Annotated in this window: 22 protein-coding genes and 1 tRNA gene; 8 read left to right on the forward strand and 15 right to left on the reverse strand. The window is 47.7% G+C overall.

All coding sequences use genetic code 11. From position 1 onward, the window contains the following. Both E0765_RS03565 and E0765_RS03570 read left to right on the forward strand, forming a co-directional pair. On the forward strand, window positions 1-1,085 hold a 1,085-nt coding region (locus tag E0765_RS03565; protein WP_132811850.1), incomplete at its 5' end, for an ISL3 family transposase. Between the two features lie 311 nt (window positions 1,086-1,396). Beyond that, window positions 1,397-1,675 (forward strand): hypothetical protein, encoded by a 279-nt coding sequence (locus E0765_RS03570; protein ID WP_132811851.1) that lies wholly within the window; start codon window positions 1,397-1,399, stop codon window positions 1,673-1,675. 22 nt (window positions 1,676-1,697) lie between these two features. Here the strand turns inward: E0765_RS03570 and E0765_RS03575 are convergent, their stop codons facing one another. The 13 genes from E0765_RS03575 to E0765_RS03635 are packed head-to-tail and all read right to left on the reverse strand — an operon-like array spanning window position 1,698 to window position 12,904. Beyond that, on the reverse strand, window positions 1,698-4,580 hold the full coding sequence (locus E0765_RS03575) for an ATP-binding protein (RefSeq protein WP_132811852.1): 2,883 nt from the start codon (window positions 4,578-4,580) through the stop codon (window positions 1,698-1,700). Next, on the reverse strand, window positions 4,577-4,978 hold the full coding sequence (locus tag E0765_RS03580) for a response regulator (RefSeq protein ID WP_132811853.1): 402 nt from the start codon (window positions 4,976-4,978) through the stop codon (window positions 4,577-4,579). Before E0765_RS03580 ends, E0765_RS03575 begins: the two co-directional genes overlap by 4 nt. Window positions 4,979-4,988: 10 nt before the next feature. Further along, a complete protein-coding gene (locus E0765_RS03585) occupies window positions 4,989-5,504 on the reverse strand; it encodes a metal-dependent hydrolase (protein ID WP_132811854.1) in 516 nt (171 codons plus the stop codon). After that, the gene (locus E0765_RS03590) at window positions 5,501-6,769 is read right to left on the reverse strand and encodes a phage replisome organizer N-terminal domain-containing protein (RefSeq protein ID WP_132811855.1); all 1,269 of its coding nucleotides are present in this window, start codon (window positions 6,767-6,769) and stop codon (window positions 5,501-5,503) included. Before E0765_RS03590 ends, E0765_RS03585 begins: the two co-directional genes overlap by 4 nt. Continuing rightward, the gene (locus E0765_RS03595; protein WP_132811856.1) at window positions 6,766-7,101 is read right to left on the reverse strand and encodes a hypothetical protein; all 336 of its coding nucleotides are present in this window, start codon (window positions 7,099-7,101) and stop codon (window positions 6,766-6,768) included. The genes E0765_RS03590 and E0765_RS03595 overlap by 4 nt, the downstream gene beginning before the upstream one ends. Next, window positions 7,098-7,835 (reverse strand): EAL domain-containing protein, encoded by a 738-nt coding sequence (locus tag E0765_RS03600; protein ID WP_132811857.1) that lies wholly within the window; start codon window positions 7,833-7,835, stop codon window positions 7,098-7,100. Before E0765_RS03600 ends, E0765_RS03595 begins: the two co-directional genes overlap by 4 nt. Continuing rightward, entirely contained in the window at window positions 7,832-9,403 is a 1,572-nt protein-coding gene (locus E0765_RS03605) for a conjugal transfer protein TraH (protein ID WP_132811858.1), read from the reverse strand. Before E0765_RS03605 ends, E0765_RS03600 begins: the two co-directional genes overlap by 4 nt. Before the next feature lie 9 nt (window positions 9,404-9,412). Continuing rightward, entirely contained in the window at window positions 9,413-10,255 is an 843-nt protein-coding gene (traF, locus tag E0765_RS03610; RefSeq protein ID WP_132811859.1) for a conjugal transfer protein TraF, read from the reverse strand. Then, entirely contained in the window at window positions 10,252-10,737 is a 486-nt protein-coding gene (locus tag E0765_RS03615) for an OmpA family protein (protein ID WP_132811860.1), read from the reverse strand. Before E0765_RS03615 ends, traF begins: the two co-directional genes overlap by 4 nt. A 14-nt stretch (window positions 10,738-10,751) precedes the next feature. Next, window positions 10,752-11,498: a DsbC family protein gene (locus E0765_RS03620; RefSeq protein ID WP_165921651.1), complete on the reverse strand. Its 747-nt coding sequence runs from the start codon at window positions 11,496-11,498 to the stop codon at window positions 10,752-10,754. 2 nt (window positions 11,499-11,500) lie between these two features. Beyond that, window positions 11,501-12,181, reverse strand: a complete 681-nt coding sequence (locus E0765_RS03625; protein WP_132811862.1) for a hypothetical protein — start codon at window positions 12,179-12,181, stop codon at window positions 11,501-11,503. After that, window positions 12,174-12,674 carry a hypothetical protein gene (locus tag E0765_RS03630; RefSeq protein WP_132811863.1) on the reverse strand — a complete coding sequence of 167 codons (501 nt, stop codon included), beginning with the start codon at window positions 12,672-12,674 and terminating at the stop codon, window positions 12,174-12,176. Before E0765_RS03630 ends, E0765_RS03625 begins: the two co-directional genes overlap by 8 nt. Then, window positions 12,665-12,904, reverse strand: a complete 240-nt coding sequence (locus E0765_RS03635; protein ID WP_132811864.1) for a hypothetical protein — start codon at window positions 12,902-12,904, stop codon at window positions 12,665-12,667. Before E0765_RS03635 ends, E0765_RS03630 begins: the two co-directional genes overlap by 10 nt. A 142-nt stretch (window positions 12,905-13,046) precedes the next feature. On the opposite strand from E0765_RS03635, the gene E0765_RS03640 reads away from it, so the two are divergent. From E0765_RS03640 to E0765_RS03660, 5 genes are all read left to right on the forward strand, one after another. Continuing rightward, window positions 13,047-14,099, forward strand: a complete 1,053-nt coding sequence (locus E0765_RS03640) for a substrate-binding domain-containing protein (RefSeq protein WP_132811865.1) — start codon at window positions 13,047-13,049, stop codon at window positions 14,097-14,099. Further along, window positions 14,096-16,144 (forward strand): EAL domain-containing protein, encoded by a 2,049-nt coding sequence (locus E0765_RS03645; RefSeq protein ID WP_132811866.1) that lies wholly within the window; start codon window positions 14,096-14,098, stop codon window positions 16,142-16,144. Before E0765_RS03640 ends, E0765_RS03645 begins: the two co-directional genes overlap by 4 nt. A 10-nt stretch (window positions 16,145-16,154) precedes the next feature. After that, the gene (locus E0765_RS03650) at window positions 16,155-16,361 is read left to right on the forward strand and encodes a hypothetical protein (protein ID WP_132811867.1); all 207 of its coding nucleotides are present in this window, start codon (window positions 16,155-16,157) and stop codon (window positions 16,359-16,361) included. Window positions 16,362-16,456: 95 nt separating this feature from the next. Continuing rightward, on the forward strand, window positions 16,457-17,008 hold the full coding sequence (locus E0765_RS03655) for a response regulator (RefSeq protein WP_132811868.1): 552 nt from the start codon (window positions 16,457-16,459) through the stop codon (window positions 17,006-17,008). Between the two features lie 114 nt (window positions 17,009-17,122). Continuing rightward, window positions 17,123-17,197 (forward strand) — tRNA-Glu (locus tag E0765_RS03660). 242 nt (window positions 17,198-17,439) lie between these two features. Here E0765_RS03660 and E0765_RS03665 read toward each other — a convergent pair. Next, entirely contained in the window at window positions 17,440-18,720 is a 1,281-nt protein-coding gene (locus E0765_RS03665) for a hemolysin family protein (protein ID WP_132811869.1), read from the reverse strand. A gap of 204 nt (window positions 18,721-18,924) precedes the next feature. Here E0765_RS03665 and E0765_RS03670 point away from each other — a divergent pair, with 204 nt between their 5' ends. After that, window positions 18,925-21,423, forward strand: a complete 2,499-nt coding sequence (locus E0765_RS03670) for an EAL domain-containing protein (RefSeq protein ID WP_132811870.1) — start codon at window positions 18,925-18,927, stop codon at window positions 21,421-21,423. Window positions 21,424-21,428: 5 nt separating this feature from the next. Here E0765_RS03670 and E0765_RS03675 read toward each other — a convergent pair whose 3' ends face one another. Next, window positions 21,429-23,312: a PilZ domain-containing protein gene (locus E0765_RS03675; protein WP_132811871.1), complete on the reverse strand. Its 1,884-nt coding sequence runs from the start codon at window positions 23,310-23,312 to the stop codon at window positions 21,429-21,431. Window positions 23,313-23,402 lie beyond the last annotated feature (90 nt).

Raw genomic sequence — 23,402 nt, forward strand, 5'->3', positions numbered from 1 at the left:
AGTACAAGATGACGGAACGGCTTGCTGAGTATGTCAAAAAACAATCGGTACTACGTCCTTATGCCCATGTAGCCAAAGAGGTAGGTTTGAGCGATGCGACGGTGTACGGCCTATTCATCGATTACAAGCAGGAGACGGAAGATAAAGTTAAATTCGCTACTCCGAAAATTATGGGTATCGATGAGATCCATCTTGCAAAACAACCTCGTTGCGTCATTACTAACATCGAAGAGCGGACGATCATCGAGATGTTGCGTGATCGAAACAAGCCTACTGTCATCAAGTACCTCAAGGGGATCAAAGAACCTCACATTATTCTACGCGTGACGATGGATATGTGGAAACCATATCGTGATGCAGTCAAAGAGGTGCTTCCGAACGCTAAGATTATCATCGATAAATTCCATGTCGTCCGTATGGCCAACAATGCAGTTGAGAAATGCCGTAAAGAGATCAGATCTTCATTGACGGCTAATCAACGGCGCGATCTAAAGAACGATCGTTTCTTATTGCTCAAGCGCGAACATCAGCTCAAACCGAGAGAGAAGCTGCTTGTTTCCCACTGGAAAGTGAACTATCCGAACCTCGGCAAAGCATATGAACTCAAAGAGACATTTTATGCTATCTATGAGGCTAAGGATGACGATGAAGCGTTTAACCGATACGAAGCATGGGAAAGCGGTTTAACGGAAGATATGCGGCCGTATTTCAATGAATTACACCGTGCCGTATCCAACTGGCACAAAGAGATATTCAGCTACTTCCATTATCCGGCTACTAATGCTTATACTGAATCAATGAATAGTGTAATCCGTCATATCGATCGGATGGGTAGAAGCTATGGGTTTGAATCGATTAGGGCAAAGGTGCTATTCGCATCCAACCTTCATTCGATCACAAAGAAACCGAAATTTAATAAACGTCATTCCAGTATGATGGAACCTACATTCGATAGAAGTATGGGCTATTCAACCGCTAAAACACTTTATCAACAAAAACAAGAATATGAGGTAATTAATTATGGAGTATCGATCGATAAGTTGGCTGAGATGTTGGAGTCTGGAAAACTCCAATTCGACGTTTAGTTTCAATGGGTCTAAAAGTGCATTTCAACCACTTAATAAAGAGACCCGAAAATTCAAGAGGATTTTACAATGCAGGGACGAGCGATTACAGCCCTTTGCTATTTGTAGTGTTCTTGGCTTTTGCTATGTTAGCTATCGGGTATATTGGCGTTGAGATATATCAATATAATATTCATTAATTGCTCGTTGATGGATCAAAATCGTTGTGATGGGAAATAAGCTGTCGATCGTCACTCCAGAGAAAGACCTTGATATTGAAGTAAATGGCATAAAATACGAACCTATTGATAAATCTAAATAAATGAACATAAATGGCTGATTTTGAAGCATACGCGCAGCAAGACTCCCGAGTAGGCAAATGGGGATATTTTTATTCCTATTCAGACGAACAAACACTTATTCGTAAAGCCGGGCAATCCGGTTATATTTTTGACTCAAAAGAAGATGCAGAAAAAGCGATTGAGGGCCTTAAAGTAGAGCTTTCCGAGTGGGCAACAAAAGAATTTGAAAAAAAATTGACCGGAAACCTCATCCTCGGGGTAGCATTGCTTGTAGCGATCATTTTTGCAACTAAATGGATTTTGGATTAAGCCGCAGCATAATGCCGCGGCATCATTTTAAAAACCCTTCAAGCGTTTCACACATCGTCTTGTAATCGACTTCATCACGCTCTTTTGCGTGGTCCTCAATTCTTTCAGCGATTTCGCTCGCTTCGTAAAAACACAAACTCCCCGCGCTTCCCTTGACAATATGTGCTACACGAGCAATCTCATCCAGATCGTTTTCGTTGATTGCCTTTAAAAAGAGAGTGTGGTATTCCCTCCAATTCGCATAAAAATCGTCTAGAAGCATCTCGGCTATCTCGACATCAACCCCTAGAGTTTCGGCAATCCTGGATGCCTTATCGTTCGTTTGAAGACTATGTTGATCTGATGATGACACAACGGGTTCGGAAACCTCTTTGAGATGCCCTAAAAAAGTAGCAATTACGGAATCGAATTTCACGCGATCGATAGGTTTGGAAATAAAGCCGCTCATTCCTTGGTCGAGATATTTTTTTTCTCTTCCTTTGATGGCATCCGCAGTCAATGCCACGATTGGTGTCTTGCGATCAACGCCCATCCGATCCTCGTGCTCAATAATCTGGCGCGTCGCCTCTTCGCCGCCCATCACCGGCATGTGGATGTCCATTAAAATGATGTCGAACCCTCGATCTTCCTTGTAATAGAGGTCTTTGACCGCCTCTACTGCCTGAAACCCGTTTTCAGCGAACACAGGTTCAATTCCAAGCCTATTTAATAGCGCCTGAACGACGCTGCGGTTTGTTTTGCCATCCTCAGCGACAAGAACGCTTGCATTGTACCTGGCGGCAGGTTCCGATGCTGCAATCTTATGAATGTCCTCTGTCGCATGATAGCGGTTGTCAAGGATTGCATCATAAATCTTGGAGCCGTTAATTGGCATACTGATGACCGCATCAGAGCGAAATCGATTGCGATTTTTGGTATTTGCAGGAACGATGCTCACGATCCGAAGTCTCTCTCTGAGGCTGTCGTCGATCCACTCGATAAAATCACACCCGGTTGAAACCACGATCATGATATCGCAGCAGATGAGCTCTACCTCGTCACGATTGTGAATTTCGACATAGTTCAGCAAAAACGAATCAAGGTAACGGAATAGGGTGCTCGCGCATCTTCTGGCCCGGTCATTATCTACGATGTAGATGCCGATGGTTTTGTGCATATTGTCGATATCAACACGATTCTTCCCACTTTCGCACAATGGTAAATCTAGCTCGAAATAAAATCGGCTCCCTTCTCCATAGATGCTTTCTACCTGAAGCTGGCTCCCCATCATTTCAACCAGATTTTTGCTGATTGAAAGGCCAAGCCCTGTGCCGCCAAATTTTCTGGAAATCGTATTATCCGCCTGCGTGAACGGGTTAAAGATGTCAGAAACATCTTCGCTGCGTATTCCAATCCCAGTGTCCTTTACGGCAATCCGCACCGTAATGTGGCTCTCGTCTCGGGCAGTGAGTTCAGCCGCAACACTCACTTCTCCTGACTCTGTGAATTTGATCGCGTTTCCCACAAGGTTTGTCACTACCTGCTTGATTCGTTTCGGGTCCCCCATTGTGCATGTTGGGATTTGCGGATCGATAAATACGCAGAAATCAATCCCTTTTTCATGGGCTTTGGCGACGAACAGATCGGTGATCGATTCGAGCTCTTCTACCAAATCAAAATCGATATTATCGATCTCAAAGGCCCCTGTTTCAATTTTGGAAAAATCGAGAATGTCATTGATGATTGAGAGTAGCGATTGGGCCGATCGCTTGATGACCGACACATATTCCTTTTGCCCGACATCCAAAACACCTTCTTCTAGCAGCTCAACGACAGGTATGATGCCATTGAGCGGTGTGCGAATTTCATGGCTCATATTGGCGAGAAAGCTCGATTTGGCATACGACTCCCGATGAGCCTCGTTCGCTTCCTCCTTGGCATTGTCCGCCTCCTTCTGCGCGGCAGTGATATCGTTCAGAGAAACGATGTAATATTCCCGCAGATGACTCCCTTTACCAAGACTGAGAATTTTCGCGTTCACTTCGAAGGTCCGCAAAACACCATCGGCGTCATGAGCTTTAACACGCCGATCCGCCATCTGTCCGGCAGCTCCGGTCAGCATGTCAAGCCACCACTTTGAATGGGCGATACTGCATGAATCCTCATGCTGGGAAAAAATATCAAAAAAACTTTTTTGACGCTGCTTAAAGTCGTTGAGGTCTTTAAACCCGAACGTTTTAAAAAACGCACGGTTCAAGGAGATAATCCCAACCCCCTTTTCGAGGACTGCCACAATATTTGGCTGTTCGTCAAGGATGATCGAATTAAGTTCTTTGTGCTGCTTCGCGATGTTGCGATGAAGAATTTTGTCGCTGATGTCATAGTGTATCGCGATGCTTCCGATCAAATTGCCACTTGGATCAAAATCCTTCGATAATCGAAGTTCTACAAACAACTCTTTGCCGCTTTTGGTGAGGAACTTTACTTCTCCGGACCACCCGACCTTTGGTGATTTAAGGGCGTCCTCATACATTGCCAGGTTGTCCGGGTGGCAGTAAACATCGGCGCTGCGTCCTATCAGATCGGCATAATCGTACCCAAGCGACCGGCAAAACAGATCATTGGCATACAATATCTTCCCCTGGGCGTCGGTTTTGATGACAAATGCGGTCGTATCGACAATTTCACGATACTCTTCCGAACGCATGATTGGCGCCTGCGGGGCTGAATTTTCAAGAGTGTCAATATCGCCGAGAATAGAGACAAGACGGTAGGGGTTTATACCGGACAACAGTTTCGGGTTTCTACCGTCGGTTAAAGCATTGAGGATCTTTTCTGCTTCGGATCTGGCCGCAGCAACCATCGAACCGATATCGGGGCGCGGACGCCGTTTGTCTCTTCCGGTTTTAGGCAATTTAGGATTCATTCTCTGGCCTTGCCAATCAAAGAGGAGAGCGCATCGAAAGCATTGTTCTCTCCTTTTGCAAATGATTTGACCACATAATGAACTGAGAAAGTGTGACTCATTCGCAGCGCCATTGATGTTGATTTATCGCCGGTGAGAAGTATCATCATCCCAGTAAACCCGATATTGTGGAGATGAGTGAGTATGTCATATCCCTTCGGCTGATCCTTTCCGAGATCGTTGTCACAAATGATCACCCTGAAATGGTCAATCCCTTTGTCGTTGAGGTCGTAAAAAAACTCATCGGCGCTGCCGAATTCCGAAATGCTGTCCCAAGACATAACCGAGCCTCCGCTGCGCAAGACTGCGGAGACTGTTTTGCGGATTGTAGAGTCGTCGTCGATAAGTGCGATATTCATGTGTGCTCCTTTAAATTAGCCCCTGAAACGAAGCCATTAGGTATCCGTTGATCAGAAGGAGGAATGTATTGAAAAAATGTTCAATGAAGCCGTTGGTGTAGAATCGGAATCCATCCGGCAAAAGAACAATTTTCTGATCCGGCCACAGTGGATAAAAATATCCGCGCACTCCGCCGACGGTTATGAGGTCGCCAACCGTGTGCATGAGCCAACCAAGCCCGAAAGCGGCCACAAGAATATTCTCAAAAGCCGAGCCAATGAGGATAATCGAAAGTGGTACAAGAAAAATATGCGTTACCCCGCGGTGTCGAAAAGTAGGAAAGAACAGGCTAAGGATTTTGATAGTCCACGACATGAACATCAATCTCCGCCCAATGAAAGAGTTTGGTTCGTCAACATCAGGAAAGAGACTGCCAGCCGCCACGGCCGCAATCAAAGCTCCTGCTTCAATCCCGCTGAGTCCAAGAGTCTGTGCCCAGATGATAGACGGGGGCAGTGCAAGAAGAACGTGTCCTTTGGCAGTCATCTTGATCTGTCCGGTTCGCGTGAAAATTCCATGCAGCGCTGATACGCGATTTCGATGACAATCGAAATGATGCGATCGGCTTGTTCGCCGTAATCAACGGCCAGTTTGTGCCATCCCTGGTCGAAAGATTCTTTCGCCAACGACACAAAACTTTTTTTGCCTGGGGCAGGGGAGAGGGCCATGAAATCCGCGGACAGCGATTCAATCACAGCCTGCTCGTTTTCATTGGCATTGAGCCATTCGGCAAAGAATCCACTCTCTTCGGAACCCAGCTCGGAGAGCTGCGACAGGAGATGTTTTTCGAATGCAAACGGATTTACAACCCCACCGCTGTTTTTGCGGAAATTGAGGTACTCCTCCAGCACCATTTCGGTAATTCCGTGGAGCATGGAGATTGATTCGACGTTGAGGGGTTTCTTTAAATCACCCCGCCCATTGCCTTTGGGGGGTAGGGGGGTAATATTATCTCTTCTCTCTTCACTCTTATATCTTAGGGGCGTTTCATCCGTTACATGTAACGTTTCTGTAACGTTACATGTAACGTTACACTTTTCGTTACAGTCAAAATCGCAGTATTCATGGGATTTATAAGCCATATCATTGACTGGTTGTTCCGTTACATGTAACGCTGCATCAGTTACATTTTCGTTACCTGTAACACTCGGCTTCGTTACATGTAACGCTGCATCAGTTACATTTTCGTTACACGGCGTTACACTTTTCGTTACATCGCCGTTACATGAATCATCTTCAGAGGAGGTATTCTGACTTGAGGGTAGGGCGCCTCTTTTCTTCATGCGGTGTTCGCGTACCCTCTCCGCTGCTGTTTTTGGGGTCTTTTTTTCAGCTCCAGTGTCCATACCAAGGGCAAGTCTCTTTCGTTCTCTGAAGCGCTTGACACGTTCCGTTGATTCGCCATCCTTGCCAATCATCGAAGGTACTTGGGTAAGTAAATAAACGCTCGGCGCCTCCTCGTTCAACAAGGCATTGGCCTCTAAAAAAGAGAGGAGGACATTAAGATCGCGTTCGCTTTCGTCGAGAACAAGGGCAAGTTCGTCAAGCAATGACTTTTCATATTTAACCGGCAACAGCCCACCCCATCTTGCGGAGTAGAGCATCACCTTCTGGTAGAGAATTGTATAGGAGTCCCCGCCTGCATGGCGGCGTAGTTTTTTAATAATAGGTTGTTCAAAAAAGTCGATCGGGAACTTGATCCATTTTGCGGGTCTTTCAAGTTCTGCAAAGTTTATTCCTGAGATGATCATTGAACACCCCCGCTCACCGTGAATGAAGGTACCCCATCGCGTTCAGGCTTATAATCTCGCATGGCGATATAGCTGTTTTCGATCATAAAATCGATAACGTAAAGGATGACATCGTAGTTCTCGTCTTCATACATGGCATCAAAGATCCTGGCTATGTCGGCAGAGGTGAAACCGTCTTCCATGACGAGACCTTCGCCGGACCAAAAAGACCAAAGAATGCGCATGTAGATGTAAACATATTCATCGCCTTTTTCGGCCCTCATTTTCACCACAGGGGGCGCCCCTGTAGTGTCAGTCAGGTTGGGGATGGGGGTATATAAAAACTTCTTCATTGTTGGTAGCTCCGTAGTTCCAAGGTGTCATTGTTGTCTGTGATCGTCGGACGGGGGAAACCGAATAGATGCCCCTGCCCAAAATCGATGCCAAAGCCTTTGGCGATGTTCAAAATACGCTCATTTTCAATATGTTCGCCGACGATTTTCGTGTTGTAGATTTTCAACAGTTTTACGATCAATTCCAGCTTTTCCATGCCGTCTTCGGTTTTCGCCGCCCCGGTCAAATATTGCCCGTCGATTTTTACGCAATCAAAACGAACACGCTGCAAAACGTCGATGTTGGCGCTTCCTGTACCAAAATCATCCAAAAAGACCTGCGACCCCATTCGCTGGATTTGTGTAACGTATTCAGCAAGGCAATTAATCGCTTTGTTGATGTTCCGCTCAGCGATCTCAAAATGGATGAATTTTGCAAAACTGGGATGTCGATGAAATAAATGCTCGAAGAAATAGAAAAAACGGTCGCCAAGAGAGCAGGGGTCAATGTTGATTGATATGCTCGTATCACAAGCTCCTCGATACTGCGTCAAAATACTCGGTATCGTCTTTTCCAAGAGGTCCCACAGAAACTCAGGATCGTCAAAAAGATGATCGATGTCAGCGGGACCAACCCCAACGCCGTCTTTGTTGATGAAGCGCGCGAGACATTCATACATCACCACCTTCCGGTCGGAGAGCCGGACGATCGGCTGATAATGAGGAATCACCCCGGCAATGGCATAACGGTTCATTTTCCGGTTCCGGTTGTCAGTGTTTTCGCAAACATGTAGTTCTCGAAAAGGCGCGGATCGGACCGCTGCAACGAATATTGCTGCATTTGGTTGAGATCCTGCATGAGTGTAATTTGATCACCTATCTTGCTTTGCATATCCCTTGAGCTTGATGCAGCGAGGGAATATGCAGCCATCATCATCGAGCGAGTCCCTGCAATCATGTCATCAAGTTTTTCCTGAATTTTGTCGCCACATTTTCCACCGGAACAGGTGTATGGGATTTTCTCAAGAGTCTTATCGTCCAGCTTTTCCTTCTGTTGCGTCATTAGTGCACGAGTTCTTGCCAAATATTCATAGGTAACTTCATACGCAAGCATAAGGGCCAAATCATTCTTGATTTGACTTAATATCAAATCTCCGTTTGGCATCGACGCAAGCTTATTGGTGATCATGTAAACCGGAACCCTAAACATCGATAAAAATCCAATGTCATCGCTCGACAATGCAGTTCTTGTGGAAATCTTTGTTTCAATTGCGGTCAATCTGGCCACAAACAGACTTTTGATGTTTCCCGCGTAAGAGAAAGGTGCCAATGTCCCATCCTCTGCCTTTGCGCGTGCGGTGTTGGCAGGGGCATCACCTACAATCTGCCGTATGATGTCCTTTGTGTTTTGGTCTAAAGCATCAGCAGCACTCTTAGTATTGTATTTTGATTCACCCAATGAAGTTTGTGCTAGAAAGTCCATTCTGGTTGGCACGGCCGGTTCAAAGAACTTCAATGTTCCTTCCTGACCTCCCGATGCACTATCCTTTGGCATATCCTTAATGATATCTCCAGTAAAATAACGGATCATTGGTGTAATTCCAGCATTGTTAAAATACGCATCCTGCACATCACCCTCAAGTGCATATTTCAGAAACGATGCGGTATTGACATCTTCAACAAAAAAACGGGCCCCACACATTTTATCCGCAGGATTACACCCTTCTGCACCCAAAAATGCTTTTGCCTGATCCATATATCCACCGGGGCCAGTAACATTCTTTTTGAAGTTTTCATTGAATGTTGCAAGCCAGTCTGGGCCGGTTGCCCCTTCTTTTACTTGATACCCCATTTGACCGGCAAGCCAATTTGCGCTGGCCTTTGTGGCAGAACAGCTATCCATGTTTAGTCCATTTATCTGGTTTGCCATCTCATTGAGAGCATTCAGAGTGTCCATACAGGATGGACAGATGACTTTCAGTGCCATTTCAAACATAACTCCCGGAGCATTTGCCATCATACCTTCTAGCATGGCGACAATTTGATCCACATTGAGATATGAAAGAGCACCAAACGTTAGGTCAATCCCACCACATCCCGCCTTAATAGAAGGTGCAGTAACAGAGAAAGGCTGCAAATTAACCGTTGGTGCTCTCATTTGAAGACCTCCACCATAAAGCAAGGTGCCAGTATCGGTTTTAATCGTTCTCCCTGCGTTGGCTTCAACAACGGCATCATTAAGGAATTGATCAATACTGGCATCAGCAGATGTGGCCCCTAGTAAGAAAAACGCCGTTAGTGCTGAAAAAATTCTTTTATTCATGCCATGCTCCTATTTGTAAATTATGGTGTTGTCTTTAATTTCACCAAGAGAATGAAGCCCTATCAGAATTGCTTGTTTTATTTCAGAAAGGGTGTTCAACCCGCTCGCAACTCTATGCCATCTAGGGACCCCATTTTTATTCAGCACGAGAAACATGTCTGGTGTTGTAGCCACGCCTAGATTTATTACGGCGGTGGGGGCCTGAGCCATATCAACCTCCTTGTAGGTAAATCCAGTCTGCTCTCGAAGCATTTCAAGAATTGGTATTTGTTTTTCACAATAACCGCATCCTCGCTGAGTGATTACAACTATCCCAGCCATACTTGAATACTTACGCAACGTCTCATTGTTTTTGTCTCCAGCCTGTTTTAAAGATGCTGTTCTGGCAAAAGCGGACAGGGGGATTTCCGAGCGCCACGCCGCCAGCTCGGTATCGGCACGCCCGAGGCGATCCCCTGCCTTCGCATACGCAACTGATTTTTTAACGACATACTTATGGAGGAGACGATGCTGCTTGACGTTGTGATCGGTAGGGTACATAAGGGCGGTTTTCTGTGCATCCCGCTCCATCTCCGCAATCTGTTCCGGATCGATCTGGTCGATGATGTCCCAAGGGACCTCAACAACCTTTGGGATCAATTTATACTTTTTGTTGGTATTGGTAGTGGGGGTCTTTGCGACTGAAGTGTTCTCGTCTTTTTTAGTACATGGTGCTTCGCTGTAAAACCACCCACGCTCGGAGTCACCGTAGAAGTTTTCACTGTGCGGTTTACACCCATCTTTTACGCCATACGCCAGCAAAGATGAACACAGGACAGCCGATAAAGAGAAGAGGGCGATTGGGCGAATCATGGATTTTCACCTTCGGCAAGCGGCACAACCTCAACCTTGCGGCATTTTGGGTGTTGCTTTTTGCCACCGCATTGGATCTCGCCGACCGCGTTGATAGAGCTGACATTAACGCCGAGTTTTTCTGCAATTTTGGCGACCTTTTCGGCGCGCTTCTTCGAAAGCCGTTTGTTGTAGGATTTTGGTCCTTCCGGTGAGGCATACCCAGTAACGGAAACGTTCATCCCGCGGTACTGACGAAGATCCTCTTTGAGCTTTGCTTTTTCGTAGGGGATATAGCTGTCAAACGGAAATCTGACAATGAGGTGTTCCTTGCGGTCTTCAACTGTTGCCGCCGCTGTTTCCCCGATTGTAGCCTGAACATAAAAATCGTTCTTCTCTGATTTTTCGGTCAACTTTCCGCGGTGCTCCTCGGCGATCACTTGCTGCGCCGAAGCAATATAGTATTGCCCTACCGGGATATATGCCATTTCAAAACCCATCATTTTCAAAGTCCTCCTTATTTGACCAAATCTTTGATGATCGGATTCGCGCCGTTCACCACCTGATTGTCGATAAAAAACAAAGGCGTTCCAAAGCCGCCGAGCTTGGCCGCTTCTTTCATCATCCCATCGACGCGACGCTCCCCTTTTTCGCAGGAAACAAGGGCTTTGCCATCAAGCTCTCCGCGCATAACCTTGTCATACTCTTTGGCCGGATCTTTGGCGCAGAGAATGTGGACGCTTTTTGGACGAGACATCTGCGGAGCCATGTTTGTTGTGAGAAAAACATATTTGGTCATGTCCCCCCCCTTGAGCAGCTCTTCGGACTTGCGGCACCAGTGACACTCTGTGTTGCTGAAAACGACGACTTCATGCTTCCCTTTCCCGATTTTAAGGGCTTTGGTGAGGTCAATGGTTTTCTTAGCCTCGACCCACTTCGCCTTTGCTCGCGCCTCTTCCTTTGCCTGTTCTTCCATTGCACGCTTTTGAAACTCCTGTATCTTCGGGGCAATCTTCGCCTGGGTGAGGTCGGTACCGTTCATGTCAAAGACATGGCCGATCATGAGGTGGCTCACTTCGTCGTTGGTAAAAAACACATTCGGGCCAGCGTGGATCTCATACAGCGATGGAAATTGCGCCGAGACCTCGATATGGTCAATTTTCGTGTTTACCAATTTTTGCTGGAGCTTTTCTTTGACTGCCCCGATGTTGTCGCCAAGCAGGGCGGACGCCAATACGATTGATGCCAGAACCGTTTTTTTCATCTTCATTCCTTTTCGTTTTCAAATTTCAGATCTTCGATTTGAACTCCGTCGTACATGACAAAATCGATATGCTCGACAAAAGCAGAGCGTATCCGTTCCAGATCCGGTTTATCGGGAAGTCTGCGGGAATAAACCCTGATAAGCTTTCCAAATTTCCTTCTTACGTCATACACGACAAATCCTGGTGGGAGGAGTTTTCTAAGAATATGTATAACGAGCGACTTCGATCGGCGATCGAGCAGTATTCCTCGCGGCGTGATTTTGTTGACATGAAAATCAAGGGTTGTGCCGGTTTTGTAAAATTCTTCTTCTGACCGAATGAGTAGGTGTTTCGGGGCGAAAGCTTTCCCATAAGCAGTGGTGACAACCAATCCTTTTCGCCCGCTTTTCAGGATCACGCCTTGGATAATATTGGCCCCTGAGCGCTTGAAGCGATCAATCCGCACGGCATCGATTTTCTTTTCCAACACAGAGCGAACCCGATTTTCAAGAAGAGGGGAGAGGTTGATCCGTTTTGTTGATCCGTTTTTGCGATGGCCCAAAAAAGTAATTCTCCCGTCTATCACGACATCGGAATCTATCGAATATCCAAGCACCTCGCCGATCGCCTGATGCAGTATGTGAAGTGCATCCTCGTGATGTATGTCGTATTGTTCGGCAAGATCGTGGATCGGATCAGACATACATCACCTCCCGCATCTTTTTTAGGGCTGATCTGTAAAGAGCTTTTTCGCGGTCACCGGCCAGTTCTTCCTCGAAATAAATATGGCCTCGAACGACGTCAAACTCTTCTGCTGACAATATCTTTTCAAGATCCGCAAGAAACTCGATCTCTTCGCTCGGGAAGCGAGAAACAGGCGTTATAGAAGCAAGAGGTGTTTTGAGGATTGACTGAAAGGAACGCTTACCGGGAGCCAAAATGACATTGCGGTTTTGCCAATTCGAGGCGGTGTTCAATTCGCGACGAACATAACCGTTTAGCTGTTTAGGGACGAACGCATTCCCGTATTTTCGATATGCCTTCCATACGCCGATTTGTGCGATTTGGGAAGATTCATCGTACCCAAGGAGAGCAATATAGCGTCTTGCGAGAGTGGCCATAATGCTTGCCGCCTTGCGCCGTTCATCTTCATCCCAATGGGCGACAAACGTAAAAATATTAGGGTTCACATACATGCCAAACCTCCGCAAAAGAGGTTTAAGCTTTGGTGGCTGTTTTCAGGAATTGGTATAGGATTTGCTAAGTGTTTGCCGTCCTTAACTGAAACGGCATCACGCTCATGCAAGTGAATAGAATGTGGCTTATTTGTCTTTAAAGAAGCTGTTTTCTTAAACGCAAGAAAAGTTGACATTTTCTGCGCAAATGAGCGGATAATTCTGACAAACACCCGCACGACACGATACATACGGCTTTTCGTACAAAAAAGATTTTCAATATAATATATATTATGTTAACCATGTTGCATTCTTTATTAAGAGTGATGAAATCGATTAAGTTAACCTGTGCAATGATACGGTACTTTTACGTACAGCACGCCGAGGATTTAGATGGGGCCAGCCGGACCGAAAATTTTGTTCGCCACTGTGATCGCTTTTCTTGTCGGTGCGATTTTTTATATTACAGCCCCCGAACGGGATGTCCGGGGTTCATCGGTTTCTTCCGTTTCTGCCGTCCCCGTATCTTCCAATCCCGGTCATAACCGCTCAAATCATCTAATATACCTGGTTTCGGATACGCGTATCCCGTATTGGCGGATTATGGGGCGCGGTATAGAAAATGCTGCCGAAACGTACGGATATGCCCTGAGTATCTACGATTCCGCTAACGATCCCAAAAAAGAGCTCGAACACGCCGTTCGGGCAATTCGCGAAAATGCAACGGGGATCGTCGTCTCCCCTACTACCTCCTCGGCCTGTGCAACAATTCTCAAACTGGCAAAAAAAGCGAACATACCTGTCGTTATCGCCGATATCGGTACCGACGGAGGCGATTACGTCTCTTACATCGCCTCGGATAACAAGGACGGCGCATACCGTATCGGACAGGTTCTGACCCGCGCGCTTAAAGATACTGGCCGTCACAGCGGACGCGTCGGTATCATCGCCATCCCCCAAAAAAGGCTTAACGGCCAGGCACGTACGGCAGGGTTCATGCAGGCGCTCGAAGAAGCGGGGTTCAAAGGTGCCGGAATCAAGCAGCAGTCGAGTTTTTCGTATCGGGAAACCTACGATTATACGCGGGAACTTATCGCCGAAACGCCCGATCTCCGCGCAATCTGGCTGCAGGGTTCGGATCGTTACCGCGGTGCTCTCGACGCGATCGCCGATGCGGGAAAGAAAAACGATATTCTGCTCGTGACATTCGACGCAGAACCCGAATTTCTCCGGTTGATCCCCGAAGGGGTATTGCTCGGCTCGGCGATGCAGCAGCCCTACCTGATGGGACAGGAAGCCGTTGCCACCCTCGACCTGCATCTGCGCGGCTTCCCAGTCGAAAAAAACCGCCTTCTCCCAGTCCTCGCCGTGTCGGCCGAAAACATCGCCCAAGAACTCCCTACCATCCGGCGTAACGTCCTTGGAATTGAAGGAAAGTCCGAATGAACCGGCTGAAACTCCATTTTTCCCGTTACTCATTCTACGTTATTTTAGGAATAATCATCGTTTCCACGGTTGTCACCGTCATGTCGATTCACGCGGCCTACAACTACCGCACGATCAAAAACGGCAAAATCGCCGACATGCACGAGAACTCACGCCTCACCGTCGCCGCTCTCCACAAAAACGTCGCGGGTATGATGGCGGCCTATGCCGTCAATGATTATGAAACCCTGCTGCGCAATGAAATGGATCGCCGTGACAACTATGCGGTGATCGTGGAAGACTATAACATGGGAAAAATCCTGGGACAGGAGAGTTATCGCACGGGGCAGATCCGCGACGGTGCATGGAACGCCATCGATTTCGATTCCGACAATCCCGAACACGTCAAAGCCCTCACTGAAGCCTATTCATCCGAAAGCCACGACATTCTGACACCTCAGGGCAAAAAAATCGGTACCATCACCGTCTATCTTTCCGACCGTACCCTCAACGAAGCTTTCCGTCAACTTATCGTCGATACGCTCATCAATACCCTCGTCATTTCGGTTTTTCTGATCGTTCTGCTTTTCATTACGATCCGGCTATTCGTTCTCAAACCCCTTTCTGACATCGTTGCGACCATCGATGAGGGCAATGCGCAGGGGATCCCGCTCAAACCGGTCCCCGGAGAAGGATCCCGTGAAATTTTCGCCCTGGCAGACAAGATGAACCGGATGATCAATACCATCAAGGATTCCCAAAAAGCCCTTGAACATCAGGCAACCCACGATACACTGACCGGGCTTGCCAACCGTACCCTCTTCGATGACCGTCTCGAGCAGGGAATACTCAAAGCCAAACGCAATCGGACCCGTCTCGCCCTGCTCTTCATCGATCTTGACCACTTCAAAGAGATCAACGACTCGATGGGGCATAAAGTCGGGGACAAAGCGCTCAAAATCGTCACGCGCAGGCTTGAAAAAACAATCCGGGAAGAAGACACCCTCGCCAGGCTTGGAGGAGACGAATTTACCGTCATTCTCGAAGGTATACACGAACCGCAGGACGCGTCAGTGTTGGCCGAAAAAATCCTCAAAGCCCTCTCCGAGCCGATGACGATCGAGAACCGCGTTTTCTACAGCGGCTGCAGTATCGGCATCAGCCTCTATCCCGACAACGGCGATTTGCCTGACGACCTCCTCAAATACGCCGATGCGGCGATGTACAACGCCAAAAACGAAGGGCGCAATACGTTTCAGTACTACAGCACCGATATGACCGAGCGCGCACTCGAACGCGTCGTGATGGAAACCAGCCTGCGCGAAGGGCTGAAAAAAGGAGAAATCGTCGTCCATTACCAGCCTCAGGTAGACGGCCGTAACGGTACGATCGTCGGTATGGAAGCGCTTGTACGATGGCAAAGCCCCGAATACGGGCTCGTATCTCCGGCCAAATTCATCCCCATCGCCGAATCGAGCGGCCTGATTGTCGATCTGGACCGTCACGTGATGAAAACGGCGATGATCCAGATAGAACGCTGGTACGCGGCAGGGTTCAATCCGGGCGTCATGGCGATGAATCTTGCGGCCAAACAGCTCCAGCAAAAAGATTTCATCGACTATCTCGAAAAACTGATTGCCGAAACGGGATGCAAACCCGAATGGATCGAACTCGAAGTGACCGAAAGCCAGATCATGATCCACCCCGAAGAGGCGATTCAAATCCTCTCCCGTCTCAGTGACATCGGGGTACGCCTGGCGGTAGACGACTTCGGAACGGGGTATTCGTCCCTCTCCTATCTCAAAAAATTCCCGATCAACAAACTTAAAATCGACCGTACTTTTGTGCAGGATCTGCCGCATGACGAAGAGGATGCCGCAATCACAAAAGCAATCGTCGCCCTCGCGCGGAACCTGAATCTTTCCATCCTTGCCGAAGGGGTCGAAACCCCCGAACAGCAGGCGTTCTTGATCGAAAACGGATGCGCCCATATACAGGGATACCTCTATTCCAAACCTCTCCCAACAGACGAGATGGAGGCCCTTCTTTCAAACACGTTAGGGTAAACTTCCGTTTATGGATACACGTAAACAACAGCTGATCAGCGACATTGAAAACCTTCTCAACCGCTACGAGGGGATCAGACCTACCCACATCGACCCGAAACTGCTTCACTTCATGGACGAAACCACCCTGCTCCACATTATCGATTCCCTGCTGCGCCAGCAAGAAAAAACGAACGAAACGAATCGTGAATGGCTGGAACAATTTAAAAAGTATTAAAAGTTTTTTTAAGGCAATGCTAAAAAATATTATCTATAATACCAACAATAAAACACAATGATATTTTTTAACATATCATAATCCAAGGAGCTTTCATGTCCTCTAACGTCGATTTGATCCAACTGACCGAACAAACCAAAAAACTGACCGCACTCGTCGTCGAAGACGAAGTAGTAGCCAACGATCTGCTGAGTTCTACTTTCAAAAACTTTTTCGGCGAAGTGACTTCGGCCTACAACGGTGTAGAAGCGCTGCGCATGTACGAAAAAGTAAACCCTGATATCGTATTTGTCGACATCATCATGCCTGAAATCGACGGTATCGAACTGGCCCGCCGTATCCGTGCGATCAACCCAAACCAGATTATCATTGTCATTTCGGCCAGCAACGACATCCAGAAAATCTCCGAATCAATCGAAGTCGGAGTCAACAGCTTTATCCAAAAACCGATCGACACCAAAAAAATCCTCGAAATGCTCCAGAACATCGCATCGCTTGTTTCCAAACGGAAAAAAATCGAGACCAAAACGTTCTCGATCTCACTTCCGCTGGATATCTACGAGCTGGTTGACGAAAACGCGAAAGCTGAAAGCATCTCGAAAAACGCCGTCATCATCCGCGCGCTTCGCTCTTTCTACAACAACTGATTTTCATTCCCCTCTTCCCCTTGTTCGGGGAAATTACCACAAAATTTAGCTTTTTTTCAGAATTAAAAAACTATAATTTCGGCTCAGGTTCATCCTGCTTCTTCTTTTTAAAGTGGCCCCATCATCTAATGGTTAGGATTCCAGATTTTCATTCTGGCCATAGGGGTTCGAATCCCCTTGGGGTCACCACTTTAAACTCCCTACTTTACGTACTTTCAAGCACTTTAAGATTTTACAGGTGACCGTTTCGGTGTCCGCTTTTACACGTTTATAGCTTGTTATGATAGATTTTTGTGCACTGAAATCTGAAGAGGAACAAAATGTTGTCCGAGAACATCGTAGTATTGCTTGTTTATCTTACCTATATGGTCTATAAAAAGCAGAGTTAGCCCTATCTTTGGAAGATAGGACCCTCAAAGGTTGAAAAAGTTCTAAGCGATTTTTTTGCAGAGGAGCTTTTTGACCCGTTTGTTGTTGATCTCCAAAATTTCATAGGAGCATAAGCCGTCCTCCACGAAATCCCCGACTTCAGGCAATCGTCCGATCAGATTAAAAACCCGTCCTCCTATCGTAACCGAATGTTCCGCTTCGTCGAAGCTTATATCCAAAATTTCTTCGACCTTTTCAAGATTCACCATGCCGTCAAATTCGTACGTATTTTCGTCGATCCGTCGAATCATTTCATTTTTGGAATCGTGTTCGTCGCTCGTATCGCCGATGATCTCTTCAAGAATATCTTCCATGGTCAGCAATCCCGACGTTCCGCCGTATTCGTCTACGACCAAAGCGATATGAATCCGTTCCTTGTTCATTTTGTTGAGAATATCGGCGACCGAAGCGTTTTCGGGAACCATGATGATCGGTCTGACAAACTGCGACATATCAACGATCTGCCGATTCAAAGCGTTATTAAGCAGATCGCGCGTATGAATCATTCCGCTGATATTGTCTTTGCCGCCGTGACAGTACGGATAGCGGGTATAGCGTGTCGTCGTGATAAGGGCGACATTTTCCTCAAATGACTTTTCGGAATTGATGCATACCATGTCTTTACGGGGAGTCATGATCTCTTTGGCAACGGTTTCAGAAAAATCGACCGCATTTTTGATGATTTCACTCTCTACCGAATCAATATACCCCCCTTTGAAACTCTCATTAACGATAATGCGGATTTCTTCTTCGGAATGGGCCATTTCATGTTCGGACGAGGGCGCGATACCGATTTTTTTGAGAAAAAAGGCAGCAACGACATCGAAAAAACGGATCAGCGGATAAAACAAAATCCAGAACAGGTACAGTGGTCTGGCGATAACAAGCGCCATCGTTTCGGCTTTGGCGATAGCAACCGATTTGGGAACCAGTTCCCCGAATACGACGTGCAAAAAGGTAATGACGGTAAACGCGATTGCAAAGCTAACGGTATGCAGCAAGACGGGATTGTCACCGAAAAAATGGGTAAACGTCGGTTCGATCAGTCTCGCAAGCGCCGGTTCACCGATCCATCCAAGTGCCAGTGACGAGAGGGTAATCCCCAATTGGGTAGCGCTCAGGTAGGTATCCAGGGAGTTGGACATTTTGAGCGCCAGCGAAGCGTTGGGTTTTCCGTGTTTGGCCATCTCTTCAAGCTTGGTTCGTCTTACTTTGACGATGGCAAACTCCGAGAGGACGAAAAATCCGTTCAGAAGAACTAAAAACAGTGCTGCAACAAGCATTGCAGCGGATTGTAAATCCGATTCCAAGAAACCTCTTTGTGTAAATTACAAGACTTTGCACCCTACTGATGCAAAATTTATTCTGAATATTATAGTAAAAGAGAGTTAATAATGCCTGTATTGAACCGTTTTAAGCTTCCTTGCATTAAACTTGCAACGTTACATTACGGATCCCATATACTACTTTTTCTAAAGGTCTGATGCGTGAGCCTGAACAATAAGATTTTGTTGCTGATCGTATCGGCATTGTCGCTTTTCATCCTCTCGTTTCTCTATTTCTGGAAATACAACGCCCAAAAAATCGACGAGCTTCAAAACATCCGGGTACAGGAATTTCAGGCAACCTTCGGCGAACTGCTCGACCTTCACGGCGACAAATTCCAAACCATGAATTACGATTACTCCTACTGGGACGAATTGGTTTCGTTCGTAGAGAGCAAAAACCACCAGTGGGCCGAGGTCAACCTCAAAGAACCGATGCACGTCAATCACATCGACTACTGCGCCGTTTACGATACCCGCGGTCAGGTAGTCCATTACGACCAGTCCTCCTCCGCCCTTCCCGATCTGAGAAAACGGCTCCCGCTATCGACACTCAGCTCCGCCGTTCCGCTGTTTTCATATTATTTTATCGTCGAAAACGGCTATCTGATCCAGGTCTTTTCCTCCCCCATCCAGCCATCATCGGATTTCATGCGCCAATCGCCTCCGAAAGGGTATTTTGTCATCGCCAAAGTATGGTCACCGCGTTATATCGCCGATCTCGCCAAAATCACCAAACAAAGCGTCGAACTGGCCAAAAATGGCAAAACGTACGACTTCCTTTATCCGTTGGCCTCACATGAAGGAAAAGCGGTTGCCCATCTGGGTGTCCGGCTCACTACCGCCACAGGTGAAATCGTCGATTCGATTTTCAAAACGCAGCTCGTGTTTATCCTCGCGGTGGGAATAATTTTCGTCGCGCTCTTGTCCCTGATCCTGTTGCGCCTCGTCACAAAACCGCTAAAACAGATAGCCGAATCGATCCGGGCAAAAGATCCGCGCATACTCGGCCGTCTCCCCTCACAGCATGACGAAATGGGGAACATCGCCCGTGCGGTAAGTGACTATTTTACAAATACGGCGGTACTGGAAAACTACAAAACGGTAATCGATCTGGGGTACATCGTCTCGAAAACCGACCGCGATGGCTACATTACCTATACCAACAAAGCGTTTGAAACCATCAGCGGTTTCTCCGCTGGCGAACTGATCGGAAACAAACACAACATTACGAAACACCCCGATTTGCCGCGCGAATTTTACACGCGGCTGTGGTCGACCCTTTTGAACGGCGACGTATACATAGGCATCATCAAAAACAGGGCCAAGGACGGAAAAACCTATTATCTGCGTTCGGTAATCGCCCCCATCTACTCCCCTGCCCGCGAATCGGTGGAATACATCTCGATCGCAATCGACGTCACCGAACTCTTTGTACGGATGGAGCAGATCGCCCGCCAAACGACCGATTCCCTGACAGGGCTTCCGAACCGCCAGCAGCTCACCGAAGACCTCGCCATAGAAGGGGTACAGTCGCTTGCGCTCCTCAATATCAAGCGCTTCCGTGCCATCAACGAATCCTACGGCTATGAAACGGGCGACATGCTGCTGCGGCAGTTTGCCCATAAGCTCAACACGCTGGTCTCCACCGCAAAAATCTACCGGGTATCGGGAGACGAATTCGCGCTGTTGTTTGATGAGGGGTCCGAAAGTGACGTCCGATCGGAACTTGGGCGCATTATCAACCACCTCGAAAGCGAACCGTTCGACCTCTCCGGAACCAGCCTGAACGTCGATCTGCTCGTAGCCTATGCCCGCAGCGAGAACAATCTGCGGATGAAATGCGATATGGCGTTGCATTATGCCAAAGTCAACCATCTCTCCTTTATCGATTTCAACCGCAACGTCGAAATCGAAAATGAACTCAAACAGGCCAAAGAGACAACGGCCTTGATCCAACACGCGATCAAATACAGACGGATTATCGCTTTCGGACAGAAAATCTTCAACACCCGCGACAACAGCTTCAAAATCGAGACGCTCATGCGCCTCGTCACCCCTTCGGGTGAAATACTAACCCCATACCGATTTTTGGAACAGTCCAAAATTGCCGGACTGTACGAAAAAATGACCCTGCAGATGCTCGCGTGCGTATTCGATTATTTCAAAGGCAATCAGGCCGTTTTTTCGGTCAATCTCACCTTTGAGGATATCGTCAACAACGACGTGACGGCGTTTTTCTTCAACTCCATCGAAAAATACGCCCTGCAGGGAAGAATCATCATCGAGCTGGTTGAAACCGAACAAATCGATGCGGCACACAGCGAAACCGGCCGTTTTATCGAACGGGCAAAAGCGTTAGGATGCCGCATCTCGATTGACGATTTCGGAAGCGGCTATTCCAATTTCAATTACCTCGTAAGCATCGGGGTTGATTACTTGAAAATCGACGGAAGCCTTATCCAAAATATCGATACCGATCCCAATGCTTTCATCACGGTCAAAGCGATCGTGTCGCTGGCTCAGGCGATGGGTATCGAAATCGTGGCCGAATTCGTCCATTCGCAAAGCGTCATGGAACGCGTCGTATCGCTGGGAATCGAATTCATGCAGGGATACCACCTGCACGAGCCCGAGCCACTGGAGACACTCCTCCTCTGACCGTACTAGAGCTTGTTGACGATCGTTTTGATTTCGTTGACCAGCGCCTGCTGACGGTTGTAGATGTATTCGATGAGATAACTCTCGTAAGGTTCTTCGAGATCGAGAATAACGACGAGCTTCGTAAAATCGTCCTCTTTTTGGAGATACTGTATTTTCCCCGATACGGCCATCGGGACCATCCCCCCCTCAAAACGGGCAATAGGCAGGTTAAACTGCAGCATAACCGACGTCCCTACGTCCGGCGGAGTCTTACCGCTCCCGATACGGCACGCAATCGATTTGATCGAAATATCCAGAATCGTCCCAGCACTCACGTTTTTGGGTGAAGTCAGCGTTACATGCATCCGGTGGTCGCTCTGGATGCGGATGTACTGCCGGTTGTTGGCGGAAGCCTCGAGCGGCTGAAACTGGGAGAGGACGGCGATTTTTTTGCCGACGTCGACGATTTTGATGTCGGATTGGAGGTCGAAAGGGAAACCGGGGGACTGGATGACGGTATGCCCTTCGAGCTTCATCGCATATCCCTGTATTTTTTCGATCGCAAGGTACGCCAATCCCTCGGATAGTTTGACCAGTCGTGCAGGGGTGCTGATCCGGATCCCTTTGTAAAAATTCAAAAGCTTGATGGGAGTTTTGTTCAGCATCAGTTTCTCGAGATAATACAGCGCCTCTTCGGTATCGTCCAAAACCCCTTCTCCCACGCTGATTTCGTGATGTACAAGGTTCGCGATATCGGCGGAGAGGAGGTTTTTTTGATGAATGTTGTCGATGATGCGGATTGCTTTGTCCAGTTCCGAACCTTTCATGTCGATCACGAACGAATTGAGCACGGGGACATTCCCCTCGATGTTCACGTGGGCGCTGACGTCGTGGTGGAACCGCTCCAGCGTCTCTTTGAGTTCATCGAGTCCGGCGCGCTCGTGCATAACCGTAAAAACATTTTTATGCCACTGTGCGATCTGGGCATCGCGACCGAAATAGCTTTTCGCCCGGGCGAGGATCTCTTTGTACAGTTCGTGGTAGAGATGCTCGCCGTTGAGCGCGATGATTTTATCGCTGTTTTCGACATGCACCATGATGACCGGGATCGATTCGTTTTCTTTTTTGTGGACGACAAAGGCGTCTTTGAGCCGTTCGATAAACTCCATCCGGTTGTGAATCCGCTGTTCGCAGCTTTGCAAGGGAGCTTTGAGCGGAATCATCGCAATGAGCGTTTCATTCCCTTTAAGCGGATGGGTATTGACGAAATAGGCTTTTTGCCCTTCCAGAACGCTCTCGATCTCCACTACTTTCTGGTTCGATCCGGGCTGAGCCATCATTACGGCAAGATCGCTGTCGGCGATGAAACGGTCGAATTCGTCAAGGCGGCTGATGCCGAAGTGGTGTTTGAGCAGTTCATTCACGTATGCGCTTTTACCGTTTTTGCAGATACAGAACAACGTATTGGAATGTTCGGTTATATGGCGCTGGAAACCGTGGATCACCGCATCGTTGTAAGCACGGACAAGAACGGGGAAAATTCCCGCGAGGGCGCTATGGAATTCTTCGGCGTCGGCAGCAAAGGGGACGACACCCCACGCGCGCAGCCTCATCGCCCCCCGCAGGACGTCGTTATCATTGCAGTCAGGGGCCATAACGAGGGTTTCAAGGCGATGTATTGAGGCGAGAACATTGCCCAGCGAAGGGGATATCAGGCGCGGTGTCGGCAGGCATACGATCATCAGGTGGTATTCGCCGTGAGCTTTTGCCGCCTGCGAGGGGGTGATAAACGTAACGTTGCGGAACAGAGCCGCCGCCGCTTTGGCAAAAGGGATTTCGCTCCCCTCTTCCTGTATCACGGCCAGATCGAAATGTCTGGCGTATTTTGCGATTTTTTCCTTGGACACTCATTCACCCGGCGATATAAATTATTTACTGTAACGATTGTATCGAATCGTGCGGATGAGTCCGCTTAAAAGTGCTCAAAGCTCCGGTAA

The organism is Sulfuricurvum sp. IAE1 (genome assembly GCF_004347735.1).
In the GTDB taxonomy this organism is placed as follows: Bacteria; Campylobacterota; Campylobacteria; order Campylobacterales; family Sulfurimonadaceae; genus Sulfuricurvum.

What these genes read in the sequence shown, in the direction of transcription:
- E0765_RS03640 (WP_132811865.1), top strand. Translation starts at nt 13,047, where the DNA reads ATGGGGCCAGCCGGACCGAAAATTTTGTTCGCCACTGTGATCGCTTTT.
- E0765_RS03585 (WP_132811854.1), bottom strand. Translation starts at nt 5,504, where the DNA reads ATGACTGCCAAAGGACACGTTCTTCTTGCACTGCCCCCGTCTATCATC.
- E0765_RS03650 (WP_132811867.1), top strand. Translation starts at nt 16,155, where the DNA reads ATGGATACACGTAAACAACAGCTGATCAGCGACATTGAAAACCTTCTC.
- E0765_RS03645 (WP_132811866.1), top strand. Translation starts at nt 14,096, where the DNA reads ATGAACCGGCTGAAACTCCATTTTTCCCGTTACTCATTCTACGTTATT.
- E0765_RS03630 (WP_132811863.1), bottom strand. Translation starts at nt 12,674, where the DNA reads ATGTATGTGAACCCTAATATTTTTACGTTTGTCGCCCATTGGGATGAA.
- E0765_RS03605 (WP_132811858.1), bottom strand. Translation starts at nt 9,403, where the DNA reads ATGAATAAAAGAATTTTTTCAGCACTAACGGCGTTTTTCTTACTAGGG.
- E0765_RS03655 (WP_132811868.1), top strand. Translation starts at nt 16,457, where the DNA reads ATGTCCTCTAACGTCGATTTGATCCAACTGACCGAACAAACCAAAAAA.
- E0765_RS03625 (WP_132811862.1), bottom strand. Translation starts at nt 12,181, where the DNA reads ATGTCTGATCCGATCCACGATCTTGCCGAACAATACGACATACATCAC.
- E0765_RS03600 (WP_132811857.1), bottom strand. Translation starts at nt 7,835, where the DNA reads ATGAACCGTTATGCCATTGCCGGGGTGATTCCTCATTATCAGCCGATC.
- E0765_RS03635 (WP_132811864.1), bottom strand. Translation starts at nt 12,904, where the DNA reads ATGTATCGTGTCGTGCGGGTGTTTGTCAGAATTATCCGCTCATTTGCG.
- E0765_RS03570 (WP_132811851.1), top strand. Translation starts at nt 1,397, where the DNA reads ATGGCTGATTTTGAAGCATACGCGCAGCAAGACTCCCGAGTAGGCAAA.
- E0765_RS03575 (WP_132811852.1), bottom strand. Translation starts at nt 4,580, where the DNA reads ATGAATCCTAAATTGCCTAAAACCGGAAGAGACAAACGGCGTCCGCGC.
- E0765_RS03615 (WP_132811860.1), bottom strand. Translation starts at nt 10,737, where the DNA reads ATGATGGGTTTTGAAATGGCATATATCCCGGTAGGGCAATACTATATT.
- E0765_RS03620 (WP_165921651.1), bottom strand. Translation starts at nt 11,498, where the DNA reads ATGAAAAAAACGGTTCTGGCATCAATCGTATTGGCGTCCGCCCTGCTT.
- traF (WP_132811859.1), bottom strand. Translation starts at nt 10,255, where the DNA reads ATGATTCGCCCAATCGCCCTCTTCTCTTTATCGGCTGTCCTGTGTTCA.
- E0765_RS03590 (WP_132811855.1), bottom strand. Translation starts at nt 6,769, where the DNA reads ATGATCATCTCAGGAATAAACTTTGCAGAACTTGAAAGACCCGCAAAA.
- E0765_RS03580 (WP_132811853.1), bottom strand. Translation starts at nt 4,978, where the DNA reads ATGAATATCGCACTTATCGACGACGACTCTACAATCCGCAAAACAGTC.
- E0765_RS03595 (WP_132811856.1), bottom strand. Translation starts at nt 7,101, where the DNA reads ATGAAGAAGTTTTTATATACCCCCATCCCCAACCTGACTGACACTACA.
- E0765_RS03665 (WP_132811869.1), bottom strand. Translation starts at nt 18,720, where the DNA reads ATGCTTGTTGCAGCACTGTTTTTAGTTCTTCTGAACGGATTTTTCGTC.